20 protein-coding genes are annotated in these 26,046 nt (G+C 39.3%); 11 read left to right on the forward strand and 9 right to left on the reverse strand.

Going from position 1 to position 26,046, the window contains the following annotated elements:
- The first annotated feature begins 67 nt into the window (after positions 1-67).
- Both QYB95_RS14130 and QYB95_RS14135 read left to right on the forward strand, forming a co-directional pair.
- On the forward strand, positions 68-748 hold the full coding sequence (locus tag QYB95_RS14130; RefSeq protein WP_301138985.1) for an adenine nucleotide alpha hydrolase family protein: 681 nt from the start codon (positions 68-70) through the stop codon (positions 746-748).
- A 136-nt stretch (positions 749-884) separates the two neighbouring features.
- Positions 885-1,595 carry a DUF421 domain-containing protein gene (locus tag QYB95_RS14135; RefSeq protein ID WP_301138986.1) on the forward strand — a complete coding sequence of 237 codons (711 nt, stop codon included), beginning with the start codon at positions 885-887 and terminating at the stop codon, positions 1,593-1,595.
- A gap of 55 nt (positions 1,596-1,650) precedes the next feature.
- On the opposite strand, the gene QYB95_RS14140 is transcribed toward QYB95_RS14135, so the two are convergent.
- Positions 1,651-2,595 (reverse strand): carbohydrate kinase family protein, encoded by a 945-nt coding sequence (locus tag QYB95_RS14140; RefSeq protein ID WP_301138987.1) that lies wholly within the window; start codon positions 2,593-2,595, stop codon positions 1,651-1,653.
- Between the two features lie 145 nt (positions 2,596-2,740).
- On the opposite strand from QYB95_RS14140, the gene QYB95_RS14145 reads away from it, so the two are divergent.
- From QYB95_RS14145 to QYB95_RS14160, 4 genes are all read left to right on the forward strand, one after another.
- On the forward strand, positions 2,741-3,313 hold the full coding sequence (locus QYB95_RS14145) for a GNAT family N-acetyltransferase (RefSeq protein ID WP_301138988.1): 573 nt from the start codon (positions 2,741-2,743) through the stop codon (positions 3,311-3,313).
- Between the two features lie 18 nt (positions 3,314-3,331).
- Positions 3,332-4,225 (forward strand): EamA family transporter, encoded by an 894-nt coding sequence (locus QYB95_RS14150; RefSeq protein WP_301138989.1) that lies wholly within the window; start codon positions 3,332-3,334, stop codon positions 4,223-4,225.
- A 115-nt stretch (positions 4,226-4,340) separates the two neighbouring features.
- Positions 4,341-5,858 carry an argininosuccinate lyase gene (gene argH, locus QYB95_RS14155; protein WP_301138991.1) on the forward strand — a complete coding sequence of 506 codons (1,518 nt, stop codon included), beginning with the start codon at positions 4,341-4,343 and terminating at the stop codon, positions 5,856-5,858.
- Positions 5,855-6,826, forward strand: a complete 972-nt coding sequence (locus tag QYB95_RS14160) for an N-acetylglucosamine kinase (protein WP_301138992.1) — start codon at positions 5,855-5,857, stop codon at positions 6,824-6,826. The genes argH and QYB95_RS14160 overlap by 4 nt, the downstream gene beginning before the upstream one ends.
- A 20-nt stretch (positions 6,827-6,846) precedes the next feature.
- Here the strand turns inward: QYB95_RS14160 and QYB95_RS14165 are convergent, their stop codons facing one another.
- The 4 genes from QYB95_RS14165 to QYB95_RS14180 all read right to left on the reverse strand — a co-directional run bounded on the left by QYB95_RS14165 (position 6,847) and on the right by QYB95_RS14180 (position 12,586).
- Positions 6,847-8,094 (reverse strand): DUF5050 domain-containing protein, encoded by a 1,248-nt coding sequence (locus tag QYB95_RS14165; protein ID WP_301138993.1) that lies wholly within the window; start codon positions 8,092-8,094, stop codon positions 6,847-6,849.
- An 84-nt stretch (positions 8,095-8,178) separates the two neighbouring features.
- Complete coding sequence (locus QYB95_RS14170; RefSeq protein ID WP_301138994.1) at positions 8,179-8,574, reverse strand: YkvA family protein; 396 nt, start codon at positions 8,572-8,574, stop codon at positions 8,179-8,181.
- A gap of 359 nt (positions 8,575-8,933) precedes the next feature.
- Complete coding sequence (ade, locus tag QYB95_RS14175; RefSeq protein WP_301138995.1) at positions 8,934-10,751, reverse strand: adenine deaminase; 1,818 nt, start codon at positions 10,749-10,751, stop codon at positions 8,934-8,936.
- Between the two features lie 95 nt (positions 10,752-10,846).
- On the reverse strand, positions 10,847-12,586 hold the full coding sequence (locus QYB95_RS14180) for an ABC transporter ATP-binding protein (RefSeq protein ID WP_301138996.1): 1,740 nt from the start codon (positions 12,584-12,586) through the stop codon (positions 10,847-10,849).
- A 152-nt stretch (positions 12,587-12,738) separates the two neighbouring features.
- Here QYB95_RS14180 and QYB95_RS14185 point away from each other — a divergent pair, with 152 nt between their 5' ends.
- From QYB95_RS14185 to QYB95_RS14195, 3 genes are read left to right on the forward strand one after another with little or no spacing between them, the layout of a single operon-like run.
- Positions 12,739-14,175 carry an ABC transporter permease gene (locus QYB95_RS14185; RefSeq protein ID WP_425609207.1) on the forward strand — a complete coding sequence of 479 codons (1,437 nt, stop codon included), beginning with the start codon at positions 12,739-12,741 and terminating at the stop codon, positions 14,173-14,175.
- 1 nt (position 14,176) lies between these two features.
- Positions 14,177-15,673 (forward strand): ABC transporter permease, encoded by a 1,497-nt coding sequence (locus tag QYB95_RS14190; protein ID WP_301138997.1) that lies wholly within the window; start codon positions 14,177-14,179, stop codon positions 15,671-15,673.
- Positions 15,674-15,697: 24 nt separating this feature from the next.
- The gene (locus tag QYB95_RS14195; RefSeq protein WP_301138998.1) at positions 15,698-17,500 is read left to right on the forward strand and encodes an ABC transporter substrate-binding protein; all 1,803 of its coding nucleotides are present in this window, start codon (positions 15,698-15,700) and stop codon (positions 17,498-17,500) included.
- Between the two features lie 54 nt (positions 17,501-17,554).
- On the opposite strand, the gene QYB95_RS14200 is transcribed toward QYB95_RS14195, so the two are convergent.
- The 3 genes from QYB95_RS14200 to aceA all read right to left on the reverse strand — a co-directional run bounded on the left by QYB95_RS14200 (position 17,555) and on the right by aceA (position 21,918).
- Entirely contained in the window at positions 17,555-18,727 is a 1,173-nt protein-coding gene (locus tag QYB95_RS14200; RefSeq protein ID WP_301138999.1) for a pyridoxal-phosphate-dependent aminotransferase family protein, read from the reverse strand.
- Between the two features lie 205 nt (positions 18,728-18,932).
- Complete coding sequence (aceB, locus tag QYB95_RS14205) at positions 18,933-20,534, reverse strand: malate synthase A (protein ID WP_301139000.1); 1,602 nt, start codon at positions 20,532-20,534, stop codon at positions 18,933-18,935.
- Between the two features lie 100 nt (positions 20,535-20,634).
- Positions 20,635-21,918, reverse strand: coding sequence for an isocitrate lyase (gene aceA, locus QYB95_RS14210; RefSeq protein WP_301139001.1), 1,284 nt, complete (start codon positions 21,916-21,918; stop codon positions 20,635-20,637).
- Positions 21,919-22,130: 212 nt separating this feature from the next.
- Here aceA and QYB95_RS14215 point away from each other — a divergent pair, with 212 nt between their 5' ends.
- A complete protein-coding gene (locus tag QYB95_RS14215; RefSeq protein ID WP_301139002.1) occupies positions 22,131-22,811 on the forward strand; it encodes a LytTR family DNA-binding domain-containing protein in 681 nt (226 codons plus the stop codon).
- Positions 22,812-22,896: 85 nt separating this feature from the next.
- On the opposite strand, the gene QYB95_RS14220 is transcribed toward QYB95_RS14215, so the two are convergent.
- The gene (locus tag QYB95_RS14220) at positions 22,897-23,379 is read right to left on the reverse strand and encodes an HXXEE domain-containing protein (protein ID WP_301139003.1); all 483 of its coding nucleotides are present in this window, start codon (positions 23,377-23,379) and stop codon (positions 22,897-22,899) included.
- Positions 23,380-23,823: 444 nt separating this feature from the next.
- Between QYB95_RS14220 and QYB95_RS14225 the strand changes: the two genes are divergently transcribed.
- Complete coding sequence (locus tag QYB95_RS14225) at positions 23,824-25,074, forward strand: stalk domain-containing protein (RefSeq protein ID WP_301139004.1); 1,251 nt, start codon at positions 23,824-23,826, stop codon at positions 25,072-25,074.
- Positions 25,075-26,046: the final 972 nt, after the last annotated feature.

Raw genomic sequence — 26,046 nt, forward strand, 5'->3', positions numbered from 1 at the left:
GCTTATTTATACAGTTTTTTGCTTAAAAATAATTATTAAAACTTATATTAAGAGGAGCAAACTTTCAATGAAGCATGCAAAAAGAATGGATGAAAGTATTTTAGTTTGTGTTTATTACGGACTTAATGGCGAGCGTCTAATTCGTAGAGGGCATAAACTTGCGACGTTATTAGATTGTCCACTTTATATATTAACGGTAGATGCGAAACCAGTAGACGCTTTCGACGCTGAAAAATCAGGCTATATTGAAAGATGGACCGATCTTTCCAAAGAACTGGAGGTTGAAGAATTTATCATCCGCGATAATGAGAAACAACCTATTCAAAAAGTAGTTGCCGAGATTGCACGAGAAAAAAATATTACGCAGATAATCGTCGGGCAAAGTGCGCAAAGTAGATGGGAAGAAATTACAAAAGGTTCATTTCTAAATGTTCTACTTAAAGAAGTGCCATTTGCCGATTTCCACATTGTAGCCGTGAAGCGCCCTATTGCCAATGAGGAATATGGAACATTTGAAAAAGGTGTGCGTGCATATGTTGTCCAAGATCTGGATACCTATAAAATTGTCTTTACATGTCCAAAATCAGTATCCATCGAAGGAATCTTCTTTAAAGAACTTGGGACGGATTTTGATAATGGGATTTTTAAATTCTCCTATCAAAATAAAATGCATGAAGTCAGAATAAAAGAGGGCTTAGTCACAAACCCACACCTTATCCATTCGATTTATGGTTTATCCAATGTCTAAATTTAAAATAGAACTGTACCCACAGGCTAGAAAGAAATCTGCCTTGAGGTACAGTTTTTTTATTTCCACTTCTTAAGTCTGCATACAGTTCCTTCCTTCCGCTCATTATAAAGTTATAGCGAAAGGAGAATATTCGATGGATGGTTTTAGTTTTAGCAATATTCATTTTGGAGAGACACTTTTAAGATCAACCCTATCCTTCTTTACAATACTTGTCTTGGCCCGGGTTATTGGGAAGAAACAACTTAGCCAGTTAACTTTTTTCCACTATATAACCGGGATTACGATTGGTTCGATTGCAGCCGAAGTTTCGACTCAGCATGACACCGATTATTGGGATGGCTTTATTGCCCTTATTTGCTGGACTCTTCTTACTCTTTTAATCAGTTTTCTTACCTTGAATTTTACAAAGATCCGAATACTCGTTGATGATCGACCGACGATCTTAATTCAAAATGGAACAATCATCAAAAAAGGGATGAAAAAGGCTCGTATACATGTAGACGAACTTGGAATGTTATTAAGGGAACAAGGAATTTTTTCATTTAGTGAAGTACATTATGCCATTTTCGAAACCAATGGAGAACTCAGTGTTTTAAAGAAGCCTGCCTTTGCAAATGCTACAAAGCCAGATGTAAAGGCGGATCTTTCTCTCCCACCCCATTTACCTACTGAAATTATCAGAAATGGGCTGTTATTGAAAGAAAACTTGGAGGAATTGGACTTAACCGAGGAATGGGTCCTGCATAAATTGAAAAAGAAACATGTTGAATTGAAGGATGTATACTTCGCCCAGGTGCTTCAAGATAACTCACTTTATATCAGCTTAAACAATAAAGATGATTAATCTAGTCTTTTTTGTCCAAGAAAAAAACCGGCAGCATTTGCTGTCGGTCTTACTTTTAAACCCATTCTTTTATTTCATCATAATGCGGCAAGGCTGTTAAGGCACCTGGTTTTGTTGCCGCAAAGGCACCTAACCGGTTTCCGAAGCTTACGCATCTCACTAAGTCATCAGGAGTTGTCGGTAGTCCATTAAAGTGGACAAAGCGTAGAACACCGGCCATAAATGCATCTCCTGCTCCAGTTGTGTCAACAGCTTCTACTCGTTGAGTCGGTACGTGGATAGTTTCTCCATTCAATACTGCATAAGCACCGTCTGCCCCTACAGTGATTAATATGATCGGAACCATAAATTCATTCAACTTTTCGATTCCCTCTTGAATGCTGTTCGTTTGTGTCAGGAAGAATAGTTCTTCATCCGTTAGTTTTAAAATATGTGCATCTTCGAAAAATGATGTAATCGTATCACGGCAAATGTCTTCACTGCTCCAGCGAAGTGGACGGATATTGGCATCAATCGCAATGATGACCCCCTTATCCTTGGCCATTTCTACACCTTTTCGGGTTGTTGCAAGTGCTGTAGGATGAAACATTGTTCCGGAACACACATTAAATACTGATGCATGTTTAAATGCTTCTTCATTTAATTGCTCTGGCGCTACTTGTAAATCCGGCGCCTCATCAACGTAATCTTTGAAAATACGCTCGCATTGCTCTGTTAAATGAACATATACGCCACAAACACGTTTTTCAGGTGTTATAATAGCAAAATCCATGTTCACACCTTCTGTACGAAGTTCATCTCGAACAAATTGCGAGGTCTCATCATCACCCGTGATTGTAATTAAAGATGATGGAGCACCGATTCTACTAATTCCGGCTGCAACATTTACTGTTGCTCCACCCAGGAATGTTGTAAAAGATGTATTGGTTCTATCATTGGCTATATAATCAACAAAAGCGTCACCGTATACTAATACGAAATCTTTATTATACTCACTCATGAGTTGTTAGACCTCCGAATATTTACTTAACTCAGCGTAACATAAAATTAACGCAATCTTAAAATTTAAAACTATTCAGACAGGTGAAAAGGACATATCTTCCTTCAAGAATTTGTTATAATTTTTGTGAAAGGAAAGATTACTCATGACATTTTACATAAGAAAAGCTATATTAGAGGATGCCCCAGAAGCAGCCCCTCTCATTTACGAGGCTATAGGGGATATTGCAAGCCGTTTAACGGGGGAAACCGAAATTACCCGTATTCTAACGGCTCTTGAGGTACTCTTTAAAAGAACTGACAATCGCCACTCCTACTTAAATACTTATGTAGCCGAGAGTGAAGCAACGAAGGACATTTTAGGCATACTGGTCCTATATAGCGGACAAGTTGGTGCAGAGCTGGATATCAGCTTACAGCACTGGCTAAAACAAAAAAACGCGCCTATTACTTCGATTGATGCAGAAGCTTATCCTGACGAATTTTATGTAGATACTGTTTGTGTGCGTGGTCATGCTCGTGGATCAGGCATTGGAACAGCACTTTTACAATACGCCGAGAAAGTTGCGATGCAAAAAGGTTATACGAAAATCGCCTTGAATGTCGAAACTCAAAAGGTGAAAGCCCAAAATTTATATGAACGCCTGGGTTATGTTGTTACAGAGCCCTGGACGATAATCAATGAACCATTTTTTCATATGGTGAAAATAATTCATTAGAAATGCAGGTATTACATCATGAAATTACAACTTTTTTATCCGCTGCTGATCATCGTTGCATCCAGCAGCTACGGGTTATTATCTACCATTATTAAAGTAGCGATGGCCCACGGATTCACTTCGAATGAAGCCGTATCAAGCCAATATATCATCGGTTTTTTATTGGCATTGGTTTTATTTCTTTTGACTCAAAGAAGATTGCCGAAGATAAATAAATCCGGCATCATCACAATTGTATCAGCCGGTGCCATTACCGCTACAACCGGTATGGTGTATGGACTAGCTTTAAATTATGTAACTGCCTCGCTTGGCGTCGTACTATTTTTTCAATTTACCTGGATAGGCCTATTGATAGATTGTATCATTCATAAACGATTACCCAACCGTTATGAGGCGTTGTCATTAGTCTTTTTACTGGGTGGAACACTTCTGGCAGCAGGTGTACTTGACACAGATCTTTCAGCAATTCCGTGGCAGGGCTGGGTTTATGGGTTACTGGCAGCTACAAGCTTTGCGATATTTATTCAAATAAACTCGAGACAAATAGAAGGAATGGCTACCGTCACACGCACTTTCCTAATGTCTCTTGTCGCATTAATCATGATTTCAATTTTCTTGTCGCCGGAGATTATCTGGAATGGCACGTTATTTAAAACGAACCTGTGGATATTCGGAATTATACTGGGTATTTTCGGTATTATATTACCGATTTTATTGCTCTCCATCGCCGTTCCGAAAGTTGGTGGTGCCCTGGCATCTATTTTAAGTGCCATGGAATTGCCTGTAGCAATTATTGCATCGGTAATAATACTGCACGAGACACTGACCATATTGCAGTTATTGGGCATTGTATTAGTTTTAGTTGGGATGGTTTTACCAACTGTCCTAGCCCAAAGAAAAAATGCCGCCTAACATTTAATAGTAGTAAGGTTATTAAGGTCGATTAAGCTTTCGGGTTGAATCGGCCTTTCACTACTTTTATAAAAATGAAGCAAGAAATATATGTTTTTGCGAAAGGCGTGTTTTTATGTTCCAAGATTATAAAAACCGAATACGTGAACAAGAAGGAAAACAATTCCCATCCAATACTTACCGCCAATTTGTGCTCCAACCCGCCTATGACGAAGCAAAAAAGAACCTATTACCATCGATGATACAAATACACATTGCCCATCTGAAAATGCTTGAAGAACAGAAGCTGGTGGCGGAAGATGAAGCTAGGCGAATTGGGCAAGCGATTGCAAAGTTAGACCTGGATTACTTTGAACAATGCAATTACAATCCCCAATTCGAAGATTTGTTTTTCCATATTGAGCACCATCTAATTGAATTCGCTGGGGATATCGCTGGCAATCTGCATCTCGGACGAAGTCGAAATGATATGGGAATTGCCATTTACCGAATGACATTGCGAAAAAAGTTATTATCCTTAATGGATGAATTACTGCATTTACGTACCTCTCTTATCCTTTTTGCCAAAGAACATACCGATACCATCATGATCGGGTATACCCACACACAACAAGCCCAACCAACAACCTTGGCTCACTATCTAAAAGCTGTCATTGATCAGCTGGCCAGGGATTTTAAAAGAATGCAGTCAGCCTTTGATACTATTAACCAAAGCAGTATGGGAGCCGCCGCATTAACAACGAGCGGATTCAAGGTTAACCGCGAACGCATGATGGAGCTACTTGCGTTTGATGGCATGATCGAGAATGCCTGGGATGCTGTTGCCGGAGCTGATTATATCGCAGAAGCTGCCAGTGCCATACAACTTGCCGCTCTAAATCTTGGGCGCACATCACAGGATTTTCTACAGTGGGCTACACAAGAATTCAATGCATTTCGTTTAGCAAGTCCGTACGTTCAGGTTAGTTCGATTATGCCGCAAAAGAGAAATCCGGTGTCTATTGAGCATACACGTGCCTTACTATCTTCAGTCGCTGGGGATTCCCAGACAGTTCTACAAATGATTCACAATACCCCATTCGGGGATATAGTTGATACAGAAGATGATATGCAGCCCTATCTATGGCGTACGATGGAAAAATTGCGGGGAATCTATAAACTATTTGGAAGTTTAGTGGTTACAATGGATGTAAATAAAGAAAACCTTTTACAGCGTGCAAAAAACAGCTTTGCAAATGTAACAGAGCTTGCAGATGAATTAGTACGTTCAGAAGGGATATCCTTTAGACAGTCCCATCAAATTGTAAGCAATTGTATTAAAGCACTTATTGCGGCCCAAAAGGAATCCCTTGAGAACCTAACTTGGGAGCTGGCGAATGAAAAATCCCTTGAATTAACTGGCAACCCTTTGAAAATATCAAAACAGCATTTTTATAATGCCCTTAAACCTGAGTTTTTTGTGAATGTGCGGTCACTAACAGGTGGTCCGGCACCGGAAACGATGCTTAATTCCCTACTCCAATCTGAAAAAGATGCGAAAGTATTGGCTCAGTGGATCAAAGAGAAAAATGATAAAATCTATATTAGTGAAAAACGACTTTATGACTTTCTTGAAGGATGGACGATGGAATGAAAGAATCAATCATTTTAGCTGTAGATGGTGGAGCGACAAAAACTACTTTAACTATACGATCTATTCAGGGTAATTGCATTTTTGAAAAGACTACATCCGGCTGTAACTATCAAACAATAGGCGTTGATGCTGCCACTGAATTACTAAGTCACCTACTCCACTCTGCCTACCTTTCTACTAAACTTGAAACAATCCATGCAGCTGTTTTTGCCATGGCTGGCATCGATACAAAGTCAGATCTGCAAACAGTTACACATATTATTAAGCAAAGCCTGCAAGGTACACCTTTCCACATTGAGGAACTAGTTATTGAAAATGATGTTCAAGCTGCTCTTGTTGGTTTGGTGGAAAATCAGCCTGGAGCATTATTAATTTCGGGTACAGGGTCAATTATATTTGGGACGGATGGAAAAGGGTATATCGTTCGTGCTGGAGGATGGGGACACCGTGCAAGCGATGAAGGCAGCGGCTATTGGATAGGTCGGCAAATCTTAAAGGCGGTTTTTAGAGCAGAAGAAGGACTTGAAAAACCAACTATATTAAAAAAACTTGTATTCGAGAAGCTTCAAATCCACTCTATAGATCAGCTGGTGACCTGGCTCTATCAAGTGGATTATACGAACGCCCAAACAGCAAGTATTGCTTCTGTTCTAAAAGAAGCGGTTTCCCTTGGTGACAAAAAAGCTATCCACATTTCTGAAATTGCTGCCGAAGAGCTTTTTTTATTAGTGAAAGCCATGCTTACAAAACTTCATTATGAGGATAAGGGGTTCACGCTTTATTTAAATGGCGGCATTTTAAAGCATGACCTATTTATTCAAGGTAGGTTGCGGCAGTTAATTCACCAAACATATCCCCAAATCACCATCTCTTTATGTGAAGATCCTCCTGTCGAGGATATAGTGAGGAGAGCAAAGTACGCACTGAAAAACGTTGCTCTGTCAAAAAAGAAGCCGCCTCTACATTAGTAAGACGGCTTCTTACGTATTTACAATTCCATTTTCTTTACGCCCTCATCCGTAGAAAAATATAGATAACCATCTTCTACAAATAAGTTATTAACTTCATCTTGGTACAAAATTGACTCTTCTGTTCCGTCAGTTCGAATTTTGGAGAGGTAAGCCCCATTGGAGTAATTACTGAAATATAGCCAATCCCCAGACCCAACAATAAATTGTGCCCGACTCTTCGTTAGCCGGGTTGTTTCCCCGGTAGCCATATCCATCCGGTATAAGACATTATTGTCATCCACATTACTATAATAAATCAAGCCATCCTGCTCGTATGCATGATCGATTTGTGCCATAAAGTCAAAATTCGTATTCGAAGCCTTTGGATATTCCGCTTGAATCCAAGTGTGATCCAGCTCCATTTTGCTATCATCTATTAAGAAATATTCATAGCGCACAACATTTTGACGATCCGGTGTCGGGTCATTCCAGGTTGTATCGAGATGATACCAATTGCCATCTACCTTTACAAGATTCCAGGCATGCCCACCCGTATAGACTTCCCCCACAACATACTTTGTTTCAACACCCAAGGCTTTCAGCATTTTTAGTGCCAGCAAGGCATAGCCCTGGCAAACCCCTTTATGTTCCTGCAAAACGGCGTATGCACTATGTGGACTTGCTGTTGTTTCCTCACTATAGGCTGTAGATTTTACAATATAGTCGTTCACGAACTTTACCTTCTGAAAATCCGACATTTCTTCCGGTGAAACGGTTGATAGAATACTTGCTACCTTTTCATTAACAATTTCCTCTTGAGCCGGATTGGTCAAATAGGTTTGATGAACCTTAATTTTTGCGTCAAAACTGCTATACTCGTATTCGATTGTACGGTCTGCTAGATGACCTAAAATATAATGATCGCGATTTGCAGCTTGGTCGACAGCAGTCTGGATAAGGTTTTCAATATCTGCCGTGCTTCCAACATATTTAATTTCAAAATTCGTTTCCCATTTACTTAAATAGTAGTAAAATGCATCCTCTAACTCTGCCTGGGTCTGGACACTATCCGGCAATTCCACATCCATTGTTACTAATGTATCTGCCGCCGTACTTACAAGGTTATCCTTTGCAGAGTTGACCGTAGATAATACTTCTGATGTTGCATCCTGTATGGTTACTTCATTTTCGCCGATAAACTGTTTTGCCCCATCCAGCCACTCCGAGCCGAAATCATAGATCGGCTTTGCAAGTACTATAGCTATGACGAGAAAAGTTAATCGCATTAACAACTTACATCACCTCAACATGATTTCTGGTTCAACGGATTTTCTTGATTTATAATCGTTCGTACATAATATTGTCTATAGCTAAACTTCATACTCGATAGACGGCTGATATTTGTCTCCAAATATTTTCTTCAAAACTTCGTGCGCTTCTTCTTTCATCTCATCTGTTATAGATGAATATATAACTGATATAGCCTTTGTGATAATAACGATATCGTCGGCTAGACCTACAGCCGGCAACATATCTGCAATCAAGTCGATCGGCAGAATAAAGTAGCCTAATACACCCAGGATCATCAGTTTATGTTCCTTTGGCAAATCAGGGCTCTTTAAAGCACAATATAATACGGCAACCCCATGGAGCGCCCTAAATCCTAAATTTGCCCCGTACCTTTTCACTTTATTTATAAATTTATCTGGAGAATAATGTTTTTCCTTCCCCTTGATTGTAGTCTCCAAGTGTAGATCCTCGTTCATATCAGTTCCTCCTAATTCCCATAAACAATATCTGTTTCATTACTATCATTACCAATTAATCAAGAAAGTACTACATACAAAGGTTATTCTATAAAAGAAATTGTTTTCCTTTGTACATTATAAAAATCCGATCCTAAATGTTTCGGGTTAATCTTGTACCTTTCGACATTGCCAATCTTTTAATTATTATTTGTATAATGGATTTATGTATATTTATAATCTCCATCATCCTTTAATCTTTATAAAATCTTATGTGTTTTGATTTGTTAGTTCAATGGTAATTAAATGAAACTGCCCTATATAGAACAGACATTTCTCGTACATTTCAAGCTATTATTCATACTTGATAGTGTTAAAAACTAAATTTGAGATACCTTCTTTTCTGCAACCTCTACCGGTATGTGCTGGAACGTTTTTACATCAAACAAACCCGTATCAGTCAATTTTAGGTCCGGTATAACAGGTAGGCTTAAAAACGAGAGTGTTAAGAAGAAATGGAAATTAAGGTCAGGGTGAATTTTAAGGAGAGCCGAATGTGTTTCCAAAAGCTTCTCCGCAGCTTGGTCTGCATCAAGGGACGTCATGAGTCCTGCTATTGGCAAGGCAAGTGAGCCAATAATCTCGCCATCCTTCACTACAACTAATCCTCCCTGCATTTCTTGGAGAGCCGCAAGAGCATATAGCATATCCTCATCGTTGGTTCCAACCACGATCGCATTATGCGAGTCATGTGCAACCGTTGTTGCTACAGCCCCTACTTTCAGGCCAAATCCATGGACAATGCCTAAACCGACCGTTCCTAATGCATTATGACGCTCCACCACGGCAAGTTTTAATAAATCCTTGTCAACTGATGGAATAAATACACCCTTTTCAACATCCACTTCTTTTTCAATATGCTGTGTCATGATTTGGTTTGGCATAATGCCAATAACATTTGCAACCTTCCCTTCCTTGAAAGGGATGGCTAAATGATCTGCAGTTAAATTTGGGATACGGACCGTATTTACGATGGTCTGATCAAATTGTGCCATGTTCTGTTGCTCAAGAAGCACTTTACCATCTCTAGCAACTTCCTGCCCATTCTTCCAAACAGCAGCAATCGTCATCTTCTGTAAATCTTCCAGCATGACAAAGTCGGCTGTATAGCCTTCCGCAATTGCTCCTTTATCATAAAGACGGTAACATTCAGCTGCGTTCAGAGTTGCCAGCTGAATGGCTTGCAATGGATTCATTCCCTGTTTCATGGCTAGGGAAACCGCATAGTTAATGCTGCCTTCTTCCATTAGCTCATCCAGATGTTTATCATCGGTGCAAAACGCAAAGCGACGGGCATTTGCCGGAGTTACGGCGGGCAATAAATCGACCAAGTTTTTCGCTGCCGAGCCTTCTCTTATTAATACGTACATTCCTTGTTTAATCCGTTCACGGGCTTCTTCTGCCGATACACACTCATGGTCTGTTTGAATTCCAGCCGCACGATAGCCGCGCAGCTGCTCCCTTGAAAGCCCCGAACCATGGCCATCGATGAGTTTGTTGGCATTTTGAACAAGATTTATCTTATCCAGCATATCCGAATCCGATCCTAAAACTGCCGGATAATCCATTACTTCCGCAAGTCCAAGAACTTGTTTATTTTGAATAAATGGCGCTAAATCCTCCGCCTTCATCACTGCACCCGAATTTTCAAAAGAGGTGCTCGGCACACTTGATGGCAGCATAAAATAGATATCCATTTGTGCTTGCTTGGCCTCATCCAGCATGAATTGCATTCCTTTTGTGCCTAAAACATTGACGATTTCATGTGGATCGGTAATAACTGAAGTTATTCCGTGCGGTAAAAGAATTCGACTGAACTGGGATGGAGGCAGCATAGAAGATTCAATATGAATATGGGCGTCGATTAATCCGGGAATTACATATCGGCCATTTGCATCTTCAACGGTTGTGGCTGTATACTCATCATGCTCATCAAGGGCAATTATCTTCCCCTCTGCTACAACGATGTCCGCTTTTCTCCAACATAAAGAAAAGACATCAGCTACAAAGGCATTCTTTAATATAAAGTCCGCTTCCATCCTTTTTTGTGAGATATTAATAGATTTTGCTACCGCTTCTTTGTTCAAGCCCCACAGCTCCTTCCCTATGAATCGACCTTTATTATTTCTCTCTATCATATACTATATCCTCTAAACTATCTTATTATAACCATTCTGATAAACTAAAATCCCTTTGAGCATTATGTGTTCAAAGGGATTCAGCGATTCTATGTTTAATTGTCTGACACGGCTACCCAATGTTTGGGTAATACTTCTTTTAATGTCGTGTTTTGCACATTGTACTTAGTTACATTGGATTCTTTGTCCAGCACTCTTACTTTTTTCTTTTCGATGGCTGGGTCAGGTATCGGGATGGATTGTAAAAGTGCTTTTGTATAAGGATGCTGAGGGTTTGAGTACAATTCCTCACTTTCCGCAAGCTCTACAATTTTCCCCCCATACATGACAGCTACCCGGTCACTGATATGTTTGACCATCGATAAATCATGGGCAATGAATAAATAAGTCAATCCAAGTCGATGCTGTAAATCTTTTAATAGGTCCACAATCTGTTTTTGTATGGATACATCCAGTGCAGACAATGGCTCATCACAAACGATAAATTCTGGATCAACAGCTAATGCACGTGCAATCCCAATACGTTGCCGTTGCCCGCCGGAAAATTCATGTGGATAACGACTTGCATGGACCTTATTTAATCCGACTAATTCCAGCAATTCCTCCACACGCGCTCTACGTTCTTCTTTATTTTTCGAAAGACCATGTAAATCCAGCGCTTCTCCAATAATGTCCAACACTTTTTTTCGTGGATTTAACGAAGAATACGGATCCTGGAAGATGATCTGCATATGCCTTCTCATTGTTTTTAGTTGTTTCTTCGACAGACGCGTAATAGGAATTCCTTTATATAGGACATCCCCATCTGTCGGCTCATGTAATTGTAGAATCGTACGCCCCGTTGTCGATTTACCTGAACCCGACTCCCCCACTAATCCCAAAGTTTCTCCTGGGTAAATTTCAAATGATAAATCATCTACTGCCTTTAGAGTATCCCCATGCCCCAAATCAAAGTGTTTTTTTAATGATTTAATTTCAAGGAGCGGCTTAGATAAATCTAAGTTTGCGCTTAGTAATGGCTCTTTTTTCGGTTCCTTTTTTTCATGCAGTTTTGGTAGTGCACTTAACAGCCGTTTTGTATAGTCATGCTTGGGATTGTTGAAGATTTCCTCGGTTGTACCTTCTTCAACAATTTCTCCTTCTTTCATGACAATCACGCGATCGCACATTCCAGCTACTACGCCTAGATCATGTGTGATTAAAATAATGGATGTACCTAACTTTTCTTGCATGCTCTTCATCAATGTTAGAATTTGAGCTTGAATAGTTACATCCAATGCTGTAGTCGGTTCATCTGCAATTAAGAGGGATGGATTACATGCCAGCGCCATCGCAATCATTGCTCTTTGGCGCATACCACCCGAAAATTCATGAGGGTATTGAGAATAACGTTTTTCGCTTTGTTTGATTCCTACCAATTCCAATAACTCGATTGTTTTCTTATAGGCCTCGTCTTTAGATACTTTTTGGTGTTTCTTTAAGCTTTCAGCGATTTGTTCACCGATACGAATCGTTGGGTTCAAGGAGGTCATGGGATCCTGAAAAATCATGCTAATATGCTGCCCACGTACAGATTCCATTTCTTTTTCCGACTGCTCCACCAAATTCTTCCCTTGGAAATGAATTTCCCCTGCTTTTAAAAAACTCGGTGGGGATGGAAGCAATCGCATGATGGACCTGGCAGTGACACTTTTACCACTTCCGGATTCACCAACAATCCCTAATGTTTCCCCTTTTTCAACGTGAAAACTAATCCCTTTCACAGCCTCAAACTCTTTTTCCTCACCTATGAAAGAAACTTGAAGGTCCTTCACCTCTAACAACGTATTATTCATATGTATCTTCCTTTTTAAAAAAGTAATTTCTTGGTTATCTTGACAACTACGCCTTCATACTATACTATACCACTAGGAAAAGTATAGTATAGGGAATATAATATTTCAAGATGAGGATATTTATGTGTGTTTTATAAGAAAGGGGGTTGCAGGTGAATAGAAGTGTAAATATTCCGACTACTCAAACTTCAGCAATGCTTGATCGTACTTATCAAAGGTTAACAAATCGAGGTAAAATTTACGGAGTTCTTTTGTTTATTCTCGGGCTGCCAATCCATATAATTACAATTCTACTATACTATTTCAGAAAAAGTCAAAATCAGTATGGTGATGTTTACAACAAATATGAACAAGAATTTGTTGCAAATGGGCAACTCGATATATGGAGACAGCTGTTCTTAGAACAGGAACAAACAAAAGCGAGTTTTTTCAACGAATCTTTAACGGCCGACCAATTGAACAAAAATGTAGATTTACTTGTTCAAGGAAAGCTGCAAAAAGAAGTAGAGAAACGAGTAGAAGCAGCTGGATTAGAGAAGGATACATACCATCACTATTTTAAACGGCTTTTAAAAAGTCGAAATTTTTTAATCATTTCAGCCATACCCGGCATTTTGATGTATGCATTATTACTTTTATATAGCAATCCATTTGTTCAGTTTATTTTCGAGCGTGTACTCCAGACACTGTTCGTTATTTTAGGAGTAGCGACACTTGTATTTACTATTCTATATATTTCACCGCTAGATCCGGCACGAAATATACTTGGTATTGAAGCTACACCTGAACAGATTGAAAACTTTAACCGTCTATACGGGTTAGATCAACCATATCTAGCTCAGTTATGGCATTCCCTATCTGGACTATTCACCTTTGACTTGGGGACATCCTTTGCAGGCAAAGAAGACATTATAGCAAGCATTGCAAATAAGTTTCCTGTAACTCTTAACATTGCCATTCTCTCATTGTTGATGGCGATCATCATTGCCATTCCTGTCGGGATTATTTCAGCAATACGCCCAAATTCATTTATGGATTACACATTCATGATTGTGGCGTTAATCGGACTATCAATCCCAAGTTTCTGGCAGGGGCTAATTTTTATATTAACCTTCTCTCTTGAGCTGAATTGGTTCCCCGCAACCTATAATCCTCAAAACTGGCTATCTCTCGTATTGCCTGTAGTGGTTCTTGGAACGTCTCTATGTGCCTCGATTGCCAGGATGACTCGTTCGTCGATGCTTGAAGTCATAAACGAGGATTATATTATTACAGCCAAAGCAAAAGGGTTAAATGAAAGAAAAGTAATTTCCAAGCATGCGATTCGAAATGCAATGATTCCGATTATTACTGTAATCGGGCTTCTATTTGGCGGAATGTTGGGCGGAGCTTCCGTTACCGAGAAAGTCTTCAACATTAGCGGCATTGGGAGCTACATCGTAGATAAACAATTTATACCGGATATTCCTGCAATATTAGGTGGGGTTGTTTATATTGCCATCACAATTTCGATTGTCAACTTAATTATTGACATTACTTATGCATTCTTTGATCCGCGAATTCGCTCAAAAATGAAAAAGGAGGGGTAATGTGAAAGTCATATCAAACCTAAAGCTGCTATTAAAAATTACACAGGAATATGGAAATGCCCATTTTACATTATCCTTTTCTGCCATTTTTTCATTGTTATTTTTACTTTATAGTTTTAATTTCAGTACCCAAAGCATACGACCCATTGTTCTCGTATTTTTCATTATCTATTTACTGACAACACTTTATGTTTGGTTTATCTCCAAATCTATCAAGAAAGATTTAGCGAATGAAAGAGAGATTCAAAATCGCACTCGAATTCTGGGGTATCCATTGATTTTAACAGTACTCGCTGGAAATGTTTTTGCCAGTAGCTACGGCATTTCATTAGTTTCAAAAAATAAAACGCCTGAATATACATTTGCTGCTTATGCATTACTAACTCAGCTTTTCATCATCGGGATTTCGGGATTTAACCTATTTAAACCCTATGTCATCGATACATATTTACTCGCCATAGGTACTTTTATAGTACTTGCCGTTATTTTTGCCCTGATGCTTGTTCTGGTTGCGAAGTATGTAACGGCAACATCCGCACCAAAATGGATGCTTCCAGTAGGAATTATAATATTAATACCCGTTTTGTCTGGTAATCTATTTTCTTTGCTGCTAGGGGTTGGCCTGATTAAAAAGGCTCGTCAAAAGGACGCCTCTTCTATAGAAAAGTGGCAAAAAATGTGGAGTAAAATCCTGCGCAATTCAATGGCTGTATTCGGGATGTTTTTTATCATTTTCATGTTTTCATTATCTGTCGTGAGTCCTTGGACATTCGATTATGACTTTGCAACACAAAACAATTATTCTGCCATCTTGCAAACACCAACATTGGAATATCCGCTTGGCACAGATGACTTTGGCCGGGATCTGTTTTCAAGAATTGTGTTTGGTGCGCAGATATCGTTAATTGTCGGGTTCTTTTCAACAATTATTCCGGCTGTTATCGGTGGTTCTCTAGGAGCAATTTCAGGCTATTATGGGAAGAAGACAGATAACATCATCATGCGTCTTCTTGATATTTTATATGCGATTCCAGGTATTTTACTGGCTATTGCCATCATTGCTGCATTCGGTGCCAATACCGTCAATTTAATCATTGCACTAAGCGTAGGCTCAATTCCTACATATGCTCGTACAATGCGTGCTACCGTGATGCAGATTTCCAATTATGAATTTGTAGAATCTGCCAGAGCATTAGGTGCTTCTGACAGTTCGATTATTTTTAGACATATCGTACCAAATTCACTAGCCCCCATGATTGTAAAAGCTACTTTAACAATCGGTGGTGCTGTAATTTCAACAAGTAGTTTAAGTTTCCTTGGACTAGGCGTTGAACCGCATATTCCAGAGTGGGGGAATATTTTAAAAATCGGTAGTACTTATCTAGAAACCCATTCATATTTAGCTATTTTTCCAGGGTTATGCATCATGCTGCTCGTGCTATCATTCAACTTCTTTGGTGACGGCCTACGGGATGCTTTTGACCCTAAAACAAACTAAAAAACTAACTTCAGGAGGATTACTATGAAAAAGCTATTAGCTCTATTATTTGTTGCAGTCCTGGCTCTTGCTGGCTGTGTACAAAAAAAATCAGATGTTGCAGGCGGCGGGGATGCCGAGTCAACTTCCGGCGAAAAACCATCGATTGAAATTTTAGGTCAAGCTGCGAATGAAAATGATTTAAATATTTTACGTGACCAACTAACAAAAAACGGTTTTGAAGTCGTATTAAACATTCAACCGGATTATGGTTCATACTCTGCTCAAAAAGATGCCGGGAATTATGATATCGCTGTATCAAGCTGGACGACAGTAACAGGGAACCCTGATTATGCTGTTCGTGGTTTATTTAAAACAGGCGGCGATTACAGTATTGTTAGCGATTCTAAGTTAGATGAATTAATCGACAAGGCAAGTACATTAACTGGTGATGAAGCAAAAGATGCATATGCTGAGCTTGAACAACTTTTAGTATTCGACCAAGCTTATATAGCACCACTTTATATCTCTAAAAAAGCACAAGGTATTTACTCGGCAAAGGTAAATCCAGAAACAGTTCTTCTTCCAAAATCTCGTGCACAAGTATGGGAGAATATCTCATTTAATGATGAATCTCTAAATGCTACTGAAACTTTAGTGTTGCATCAAGCAATCTCATCATTGACTTCTCTTGATCCAATCAAAGGAAACGATGGCTCAATCAACACATTAAATACAAATATGTATGTTCGTTTAGTGAATTTAACTGAAGACGACCAAGTGGTTTCGGATGGTTCATTATCATACAACCATGCAATGGCAGAAGGAAACTCTGAATATTATTTCATCTTGCGTGATGATATTAACTTTGCAAAAGTAGAAAACGGTGCAGCAGTTGATACTGGTGACCTTGTATCTGCAGAAGATGTAGTATTTTCTTTAAACCGTGCAAAGGATCAAAACTCAGTTCCTGATCACCGCACATATAGTCTCCACGAAAATATTGATACTGTTGAAGTGGTGACTGACCTTTCAGAGCTACAAAACGCTAAAGTAGCAGGTTCCGAAGAAACGGTATTGGATGCTTTATCAAAAGAATTGCCACAGGCAGTATCTGAAGTGGTTGAATCGGAAGATCAAGTTGATAATGCAGCTGGGAAATACCAAGTTGTGAAAATTACAACACCAAATCCATTCCCGCAAGTATTAAATTATTTAGCTCACCAATCTGGCGGTATCGTTTCTGAAAAACAAGTAACAAGCATTAATACGTATGATGTAGCAAGCTATGATCCAAACACTGATATTGCTTACGGTGACCAAGCAACCGTGACAGAAGGCGACTCTTATAACAACCAATTATATGCAAGCGGTCCATACATTTTAGTACAAAAAAATGATTATGAAGCAACATTTGTAAAGAACCCAGCATACCGTGTAGGTAGCGAGTTCGAACCAAAAATCACAAACATTTCTGTACGCTTTATTGATGATAATGACAGTGCTTTATCTGCATTACGTAATGGTGAAATCGATGTATTACAAACAGTGCCTGAAACAAAGCTTGATATTGTAAAATCCGATGATAACTTAACGTTAAATGAAGCAGACAGCAACGGTGTAACTTACTTGCAATTCAATACAAAAGGTCGCGAAGTTTCTGACTCTGCCGACTTACGAAAAGCTGTTCTTTACTCTATTAACCAAGAAGAATTTATTACGTATTACCAAGGAAATAAACTTCCAGCTGCTTCAACTGTAACTCCATTAATCGATACGGGATTAAAACTTGAAGCAGATAGCGAAAAAGTAACTGAATTCCTAAATGCTTATAACGAAAGTAAATAATTTTACTTCCTTTAAAAAGCTCGGGTATGTGTAGGCATACCCGAGCTTTTCTTTTTATTTTGTCGCGCTTTGTGCTAATTCTTCTCTAAATGCTGCAAGCGCATCTTCTGTATTTACGGTTACTCCCAAGTCTTGCAGTACCTCGCCAATATGGCGAATTGCGCTTTCCAGCATTTCTGCCGTTGTATTTCCCATATGGCCAATACGGAATGCACTTCCAGCTAGATGTGCTAGCGCTCCCGCTACAATCACCCCTCTATGTGAAAGGAGTGTCCGAAATGAATGATCATCCACGCCTTCTGGGTATAGCATACAACTTAAAGTCGGTGCAGCGACTTCCTCGGCAGCTAAAGATTTCATGCCAAAAGTACGAAGAGCTGAACGAACACCACGACCAAATGCAATATGGCGCTTTTCCCGCTGCTCAATGCCCTCTTCCAAAACTATATTTAATGCCGTACTATACGCATAGATTAAATTTACCGGAGGCGTTGCAAAATACCTGGACGGGTCCTGCATAATCGGGAGCCAATTTTTAATGTCACAATAATAGGCAGAAATTGTGCCTAACGCCTCCCTTGCTTCCAAGGCGCTTTTATTAAATGCAACAATGGCTAATCCCGGAGGAATACCAATGGCCTTTTGGGAACCGGTTAATACAACATCTATTTTATAATCGGGATGGCCGTAGGTTTTACTCATACTTTCATCGAGAGCTGCGGTTGCCACTACTCCGTCCAGGATAACTAGTACACCCGCTTGCTTAATGATTGGAATAAGTACATCCAAATCAGATACTACTCCTGTTGATGTATCGGCATGGGTGATTGTAACAGCTTTATAATGATTGACAGCTAACTTCTCTTGCACCAGTACTGGGTCAACTTGCTTTCCCCATTCGGCTTGCAAAACATCCACCTCAATGCCGAAAGCAGCGGCAAGTGGTGTAAACCGGTCACCAAAATAGCCGTGACTAATAACGAGTATTCTTTCCCCTCTTCCAACCGTATTAACAATCGCCATTTCCATTGCTAATGTACCTGAACCGGCTACGATGAATACTTCCCCATCCGTTTGCAGCAATTGTTTTGTTTGCTTTATGCTTGCCTTGAATATGGCAGCAAATCGTGGATCGGTATGACCTCTTGTTTCACATGCCAATGATTCATAGATTTCATCCACTACAGGTGTAGGGCCCGGTACTAAAAGCAATTCTTTATTTTTCATGTCACAACATTCCCCTTTGCTATGTAATTTCTCTAATAATTCATTTCTTTTAATCTATGAAGAATTCCTTCCAAAAATTAAAAAGAATGTCCTGCCAGCCCATCCCAGCTAGCAAGACATCCCATCCCCTTGTTATCTATTAATGATCCCCTTGTTCGAACGTATTAGAAATAGTGGATTGGAGGCAACTTATTTCCAATACGAATCAGCTGATTTTTTCGTAGCCTGGCAGAGTTAAAAATTCAACAAACTCATCTTGCTCGATTAAAGTTTTAAACAGCTCAGCCGCTTCTTCATAACGACCCGTGTTATATGCTTGTTCCCCAACAGCAGCTTTAATCTTAGCAAGCTCTTCTTGTAAAAATTCCAAGGTTAACTCAAGAGTGACTCTACGTCCATCTTGAAGTACACCTTTTTCATGGCGAATCCATTGCCAAACTTGAGTACGGGAAATCTCGGCCGTTGCTGCATCTTCCATTAAGTTATTTATTGGTGCAGCACCATTTCCACGCAGCCATGATGCGATATATTGAACACCGACGCTTGCATTGATGCGAAGACCTTCTTCTGTAATTGTACCTTCTGGAACGGCAACCAAATCACTTGCCGATATATTTACATCTTCGCGTTTTTTATCAATTTGGTTCGGAGTTTTCATAATGGCATCAAATTGTTCCATTGCAACCGGTACTAATCCTGGGTGAGCCACCCACGTACCATCATGGCCATCTGTAGCTTCTCGAAGTTTATCTTCAGCCACTTTGGCAAAGGCGATGTTATTTGCTTCTTCATCATTTTTCACAGGAATTTGGGCAGCCATTCCTCCCATTGCCGGTGCATTACGCTTATGGCAAGTTTGAATACATAAAGATGTATAGGCTTTCATAAACGGCACGGTCATCGTCACTTGGCCACGGTCCGGCAGTACAACATCTGGTTGATTACGCAGTCGCTTAATAAAGCTGAAAATATAATCCCAACGTCCACAGTTAAGACCTGCAGAATGTTCACGTAATTCATATAGGATTTCGTCCATTTCAAATGCCGCGACAATCGTTTCAATGAGGACAGTAGCCTTAATGGTACCTTGCGGGATTCCCAAGGCATCTTGTGCATAAACAAACACATCGTTCCATAGACGTGCTTCTAAGTGACTTTCAAGCTTTGGCAAGTAGAAATACGGCCCTGTATTTCGTGCCAATAATTCTTTCGCATTATGGAAGAAATACAAGCCAAAATCAAAGAAGCTGCCTGACATCACTTCGCCGTCTACCAGCACATTCTTCTCAAGTAGGTGTAATCCCCTTGGACGAACGATCAGTACAGCAGTTTCGTCGTTTAACTTATATGTTTTCCCATTAGATTCTTGCGTTAAAGTAATTGTACGGCGAACCGAATCGCGCATATTGATTTGCCCTGCGATCATGTTTTCCCAAGTAGGTGTTGAGGCATCTTCAAAACACGCCATAAACATTTTTGCACCTGAATTCAATGCATTGATGACCATTTTGCGATCAACAGCCGGCCCCGTAATTTCTACTCGACGATCCAGCAAATCCTGAGGAAGTGGCGCAATTGTCCAATCTCCTGTACGGATTTGTTCAGTTTCTTGTAAAAAGTGGAGCTTTTCACCTTCATCAAGGCGCTTTTGGCGCTCTTCGCGTTTTTTTAGCAGTTCCTTGCGTCGGTCGTTAAACTTTTCATGCAGTGAAACAATAAAGTCAAGTGCTTCAGGCGTCAAAATTTCTTGTGCTTGTTCTGTCAGTTCCCCAACAATTTTAAGCTTTTGCGATGTAGCCTGTTCCATTTCCCTATCCCACCTTATTAGTGCCTTGACCAATACCCCCTAGATTAAAAATATCAAAATATCTTTATAGAATTGGCCAAGACACATATTATTTTACTTCCTACACGAATTGAGCTGTTTCAGTAGATCCAGCCATCGCTGTAGTAGATGATGTTCCACCGGAAATTGCTTGCGCAACTTCATCAAAGTATCCTGTACCTACTTCACGTTGGTGCTTGGTAGCAGTATAGCCTTTTGCTTCCAAATCAAACTCGGCTTGTTGAAGCTTAGAATAAGCCGCCATACCGTTATCTTTATATTCAACAGCAAGCTCAAACATCGATTTGTTCAGTGAATGGAATCCTGCTAATGTTACAAACTGGAATTTATAGCCCATCTTTGCAATCTCGCGTTGGAATTCTGCAATTTCACTATCTGAAAGTTTCGCTTTCCAGTTAAATGAAGGCGAACAGTTATACGCTAACATTTTACCTGGGAACTTTGCATGAATACCTTCAGCAAATTCGCGTGCTTCTTCAATTGATGGGTTAGAAGTTTCACACCAGATTAGATCGGCGTATGGAGCATAAGCTAAACCGCGTGCAATGGCTTGCTTAATACCAGCTTTCGTACGGAAGAATCCTTCAGGAGTACGCTCACCAGTAATAAATTCGGCATCGCGTGGATCGATATCGCTTGTTACCATATCCGCTGCATCTGCATCAGTACGTGCGATTAAAATTGTATCCACGTCCAGTACGTCCATAGCTAGGCGAGCGGCAACCAAATTACGAACTGCATTTTGTGTTGGAAGCAATACCTTCCCGCCTAAGTGACCACATTTCTTCTCAGAAGCCAATTGGTCTTCTAAGTGAACGCCGGCAGCACCCGCTTCCACCATCCCTTTAACTAATTCGAATACGTTTAATGGCCCGCCAAATCCAGCTTCGGCATCAGCGACAATTGGAGCAAACCAATCAAAATCATCGTTACGGCCTTCCGCATGATCAATTTGGTCTGCACGTTGTAATGCTTGATTGATGCGTTTTACAACTTGTGGTACAGAGTTGGCAGGGTACAAGGATTGGTCAGGGTACATTTGACCCGCCAGGTTTGCATCAGCTGCTACTTGCCACCCCGATAAGTAGATTGCTTTTAAACCTGCCTTTACTTGTTGTACTGCTTGATTTCCTGTTAATGCCCCCAATGCATTAATGAAATCTTCCTCCTGCAAAGACTTCCAAAGACGACGAGCTCCCCGTTTTGCTAAAGTTTGTTCTACTACAACAGAACCTTGCAGTTTTACAACTTCTTCAGCAGAGTATGTTCTTTCGATGCCTTTCCATCTTGGATTTTCTGCCCAATCCTTCTTAATTGCCTCGATTTTCTCATTTCTTGTCGCCATGAATATCCACACCTTCCCCTTTGTTTAAATACTCACTGTTAAAAAGTTTTTATTCACTGTTCCATAACAGAGGTATTTGCTGTAAATTAATATATAACAGGTAAGTATAATTTTCATTATTTTCTGACGAATAGTCGGTATTTTAGGATGAAATGGTAAAATGTAGTGATGAAGTATTTAGATTTTGTTATAACACAAAGGGGGCTCTAAATATGGAAATGGGGATTGTTCGAGTTTTGAAGGAGAGGTCTAAGGATATTGAGCAATTTAAAGTTATATTAGAGGATTGGATTCCAAAGGATGCTTCGATTGTTATTGCAATGGAGGGTTCTTATGTATATTGCAGTGCAAGCATTGCTCATGTTCAACATAAAATTATGGAAGAAGTGCATCGCCAAAGTGTAGCCATGCAAGTTTTGAAGAATCGCGTAAAAACAGAAATCCTTATTGATGAATCGATTTTTGGCACACCTTATTATGCAATTGGATATCCAGTTATTATTGAGCAACAGGAAGCCGCATTGGTTATCGTTTTACCTTCCAACTATATACCTGAAAAACCGGAGCATTATAGGTTTTTAACAGGCAAGCAAGAAGATGATTGGACTCCAATCCCAATTGATCAAGTCACGCATATAGAAAGTTTGCAAAAGCGTAATTGGTTCTATGCCAATAGTGAACAATATAAAACCAATGTCACTTTAAAGGAACTTCAATTAAAACTGCCAGAGTATTTTTTACGCATTCATCGATCCTATATAATCAATATTTATTTTATAAAGCGAATCTCCAGGGATTTTGCTTCCAATTTTGTGGTTGAACTAAAAAACGGTTCATTGCTTCCTGTTAGTCAGTCGTATATTAATGATTTAAGGAAGGTTTTAGAGTTTTAACACGATGAAACTATAAAAAGATGTTCTCTTTATAAACCAGAGAACATCTTCTTATTTTTGCAAACAAGTAATTGTAATTGTATTTTCATAATTTTAGTTGCTCCTTGCCACCAATCTTAAACAATAATGGAATTAGTGTTAATAGAGTAATTCCTATAATCAATGTGGATAATATTAACTCTTTCCATACAATCAAACTTTCTTCAAACATATGATAAACAACGAATGAATTCACCGGAATGTTAAGCAATAGGCCAGTAAGAAGACCGGGAGCATACTTTTTCATAAAAATGGTCGCAATCAGATGTGGAAAAACAGCATTAACAATCATCGAACCTAAAAAGCCAATGAAAATCCATTTTGCCAGATTTGATTTTGGTAGATATAAATAACCAAATGCGGCTAAATAAGCTAGGATAGTTATCACAACGACAGCAAAACGAAATTGACTTGCAGTAACCGGCTTTTGAAACTTGGATGACTGCTGGGACCACTTGGGCAACCAAATTGCTTCCTCAATATTATGCACCGTAATCGCAATACAAAAAAATATTACGAGATCATCCATTTATCTATGCCTCCTACTTTATAAAAACTAATACAAGTATATTCTTCCTATATAGATAGGAGAAAGATATTTTGAAAAAATTATTTATTGTTGATTGTTATATTTTCAACTTTGATGGGTTGTCATTTTATTAAAACCGATGAACTTTCTCCAATTGAGATGATAGCAGGATGCAAAACCATCGCATCCGATAGATTCTCTACCTCTTATTAAAAGGTAATAGTATATTTCAACTACCTTAACTACTTCATCTTTATACGATTATACCCAAAGGATCTTTGAATATAGTTCCTTTTTCACTTAAATAAAAGCGCCCTGAATTATACAATTGAGTTTATCCTTACCACCTTAAATGGAAGAGTATAGGTTAAGAGATTCACATTCCTTAATCAATATTTGTGCTAATTTTTTTCAATAATTTAAAAGATAGGAGAAAAACATTATATGAAGAAATTATTTACTTCAACAATTCTAACCTTTATAGCTTTTTTATTTATTAGTGTTACCTCTGCAGATGCTGCGGTGAAAGTTGTTGAAAATTATCTACAGGATGATAATAGCATGTATGCTTTTCCGAACAAACAGTATATACATACATATGCTTCACCATCGAAAAACTCCAAGATTACTGGAACAGTAAAGCGAAATGGTGCATTTATGATTGATGCAAAAATGTCAAATGGTTGGTATAAAACTCGATGGTTTACAGTTAACAACACACCTGAGTATATTCATCCGCAAGATATTATGCTTGTTCGTGAAAATGATACAGGGAATTACCCTGAACCAGTTTATCCATTTCCAAATCCAGGTCTAGTTGCGCCAGCACCAGCTGTAACTGTTCCGACTATTACTTCTCAACCAACCGATGATACGCTATCGAATATTGAAGCAATTGTGAGTACTTTAGGATTTGCAAAAGAAGTGAGTCCTGCTGGAATTCATTATTACCACTATGCACCTGATGGAGAAATTGTCCGTAGTGGTGGTCACGCAGCCCTGGAATTTTACAATATACCTGATAGTAAACCACATTATGGGGAATTCCGTTTGCTGATTAGTGGTTGGGATGATCGCCAATCCTATATTAAGGGGCAAATAGAAAAAGTACCAGCTGCGATTCGCGAAATTTTGAAATTCTATTACCCTACAAGTTATAATAAAATCTACTCTATGCTTTATAAAGGCTACGAAACTGGTGTAGATATGGACGAGTACCTTGATACGATGTTCGAATTTGATAACAGAGAATTTAGAGTAGAGGCTTATCATGAAGGGGCCCAGGTAGCTATATTTATTGGTAAGGAAGGCGAACGTTATACTAGTTCGTTTGCTTTGCCGGATAACGTTGCCATCGTGAAAGTAAATGGAAGCCGTCTTGTAACAGAGCAACCTGCAATTGTCGAGAATGGAAATACATTGGTCCCATTGCGTGGTATTTTTGAGGCACTGGGGGCCAAGGTTGACTGGAATAAAGCAACACAAACCATTACAGCACATAAGGGGGAAAATCAAGTCTCTTTAACAATTGGCAAGAAGACAGCGAAAGCAAATGGAGCAACTGCAACTCTAAGCATTGCTCCCAAGGTGAAAAATGGAACCACACTAGTACCTTTACGATTCATATCTCAGGCACTAGGTGCAAAGGTACAATGGGATCAAGAGAATGAAATTGTGTCGATTGAACAACAATAGTTAATTGATAAAATAGTGAATTAGGGAAGTGGAAGTTGAAACAGTGTCTTTTATGTTTTGACTTACTTCCCTATTTTTTTAAGGAATCAATTTCAAAAACCTTTCTTGATTAAAGTTTTAGTACTAAACTGTCGTGCGTTGCTTTAAACCCAAATCGCTCATAAAACTGAATTCATCTGGCCTGTGTTTATCAGTTGTGAGTTGTACCATATGAACCCTCATTCTTCTTCTGCACATTGAATTGGCCATTTTCGAAGTACTTTTGTTCTTTTTGTATCTATTTTACCCCTTCTTATCAGCGTCGACTACATTCGGTTCTTATTGTGGTTGAGGGCTTTTTCAAAATAAAATTGCAAAGAAGAGCGGATGGTTTCCTCTACTATTTTAATTATTTGTGGAAGGATTTCCGGTTAGCGAGGAGCAAACGGTAACAATCAAATGTTTATAAGACGTTTTTGAACAATTGGGGAGGATATGGTAGCAATGCAAAGAATATTTACTACGATAATGAAAACGGCATCGAATGGTAGCAAAAAGATAGTTTATACGACAGTTTCCAGAAAAAAAGAGAGTGAATGGTAGCAATAAGGCCGCTTTTACGACAATTTGCATTATGCGAAAGCGTAAACGGTAGCATTCGAGGAGTATTAAGGCAATTCATAATTAAAAACGGTATTAAATTTATCCCTCTTTCACAAGCGGTATGTCCTACTCTCACAGGGGATGCCCCCATCCACCATCGACGCCAATCTGCGAAGCGCGATGACACGACGTAACTAGAGTCATCTGTGTCAAGCCGATGCTCATGTACAAAGTACATTGCGCCTCGTTCTCCTTGATTCCTTGTTAGCCTTGGTCCTCCCACTTCTCGAGTTTGTTCTTCCGTATCCATTTCTCCTTCTTAACCGTGTTGACCAACCTTCGGTTTTATTCATAGTTGGGGGCTTTTTCTACAATAAAAAAACCACTGTA

This window comes from Ureibacillus aquaedulcis, assembly GCF_030418165.1.
In the GTDB taxonomy this organism is placed as follows: domain Bacteria; phylum Bacillota; class Bacilli; order Bacillales_A; family Planococcaceae; genus Ureibacillus; species Ureibacillus aquaedulcis.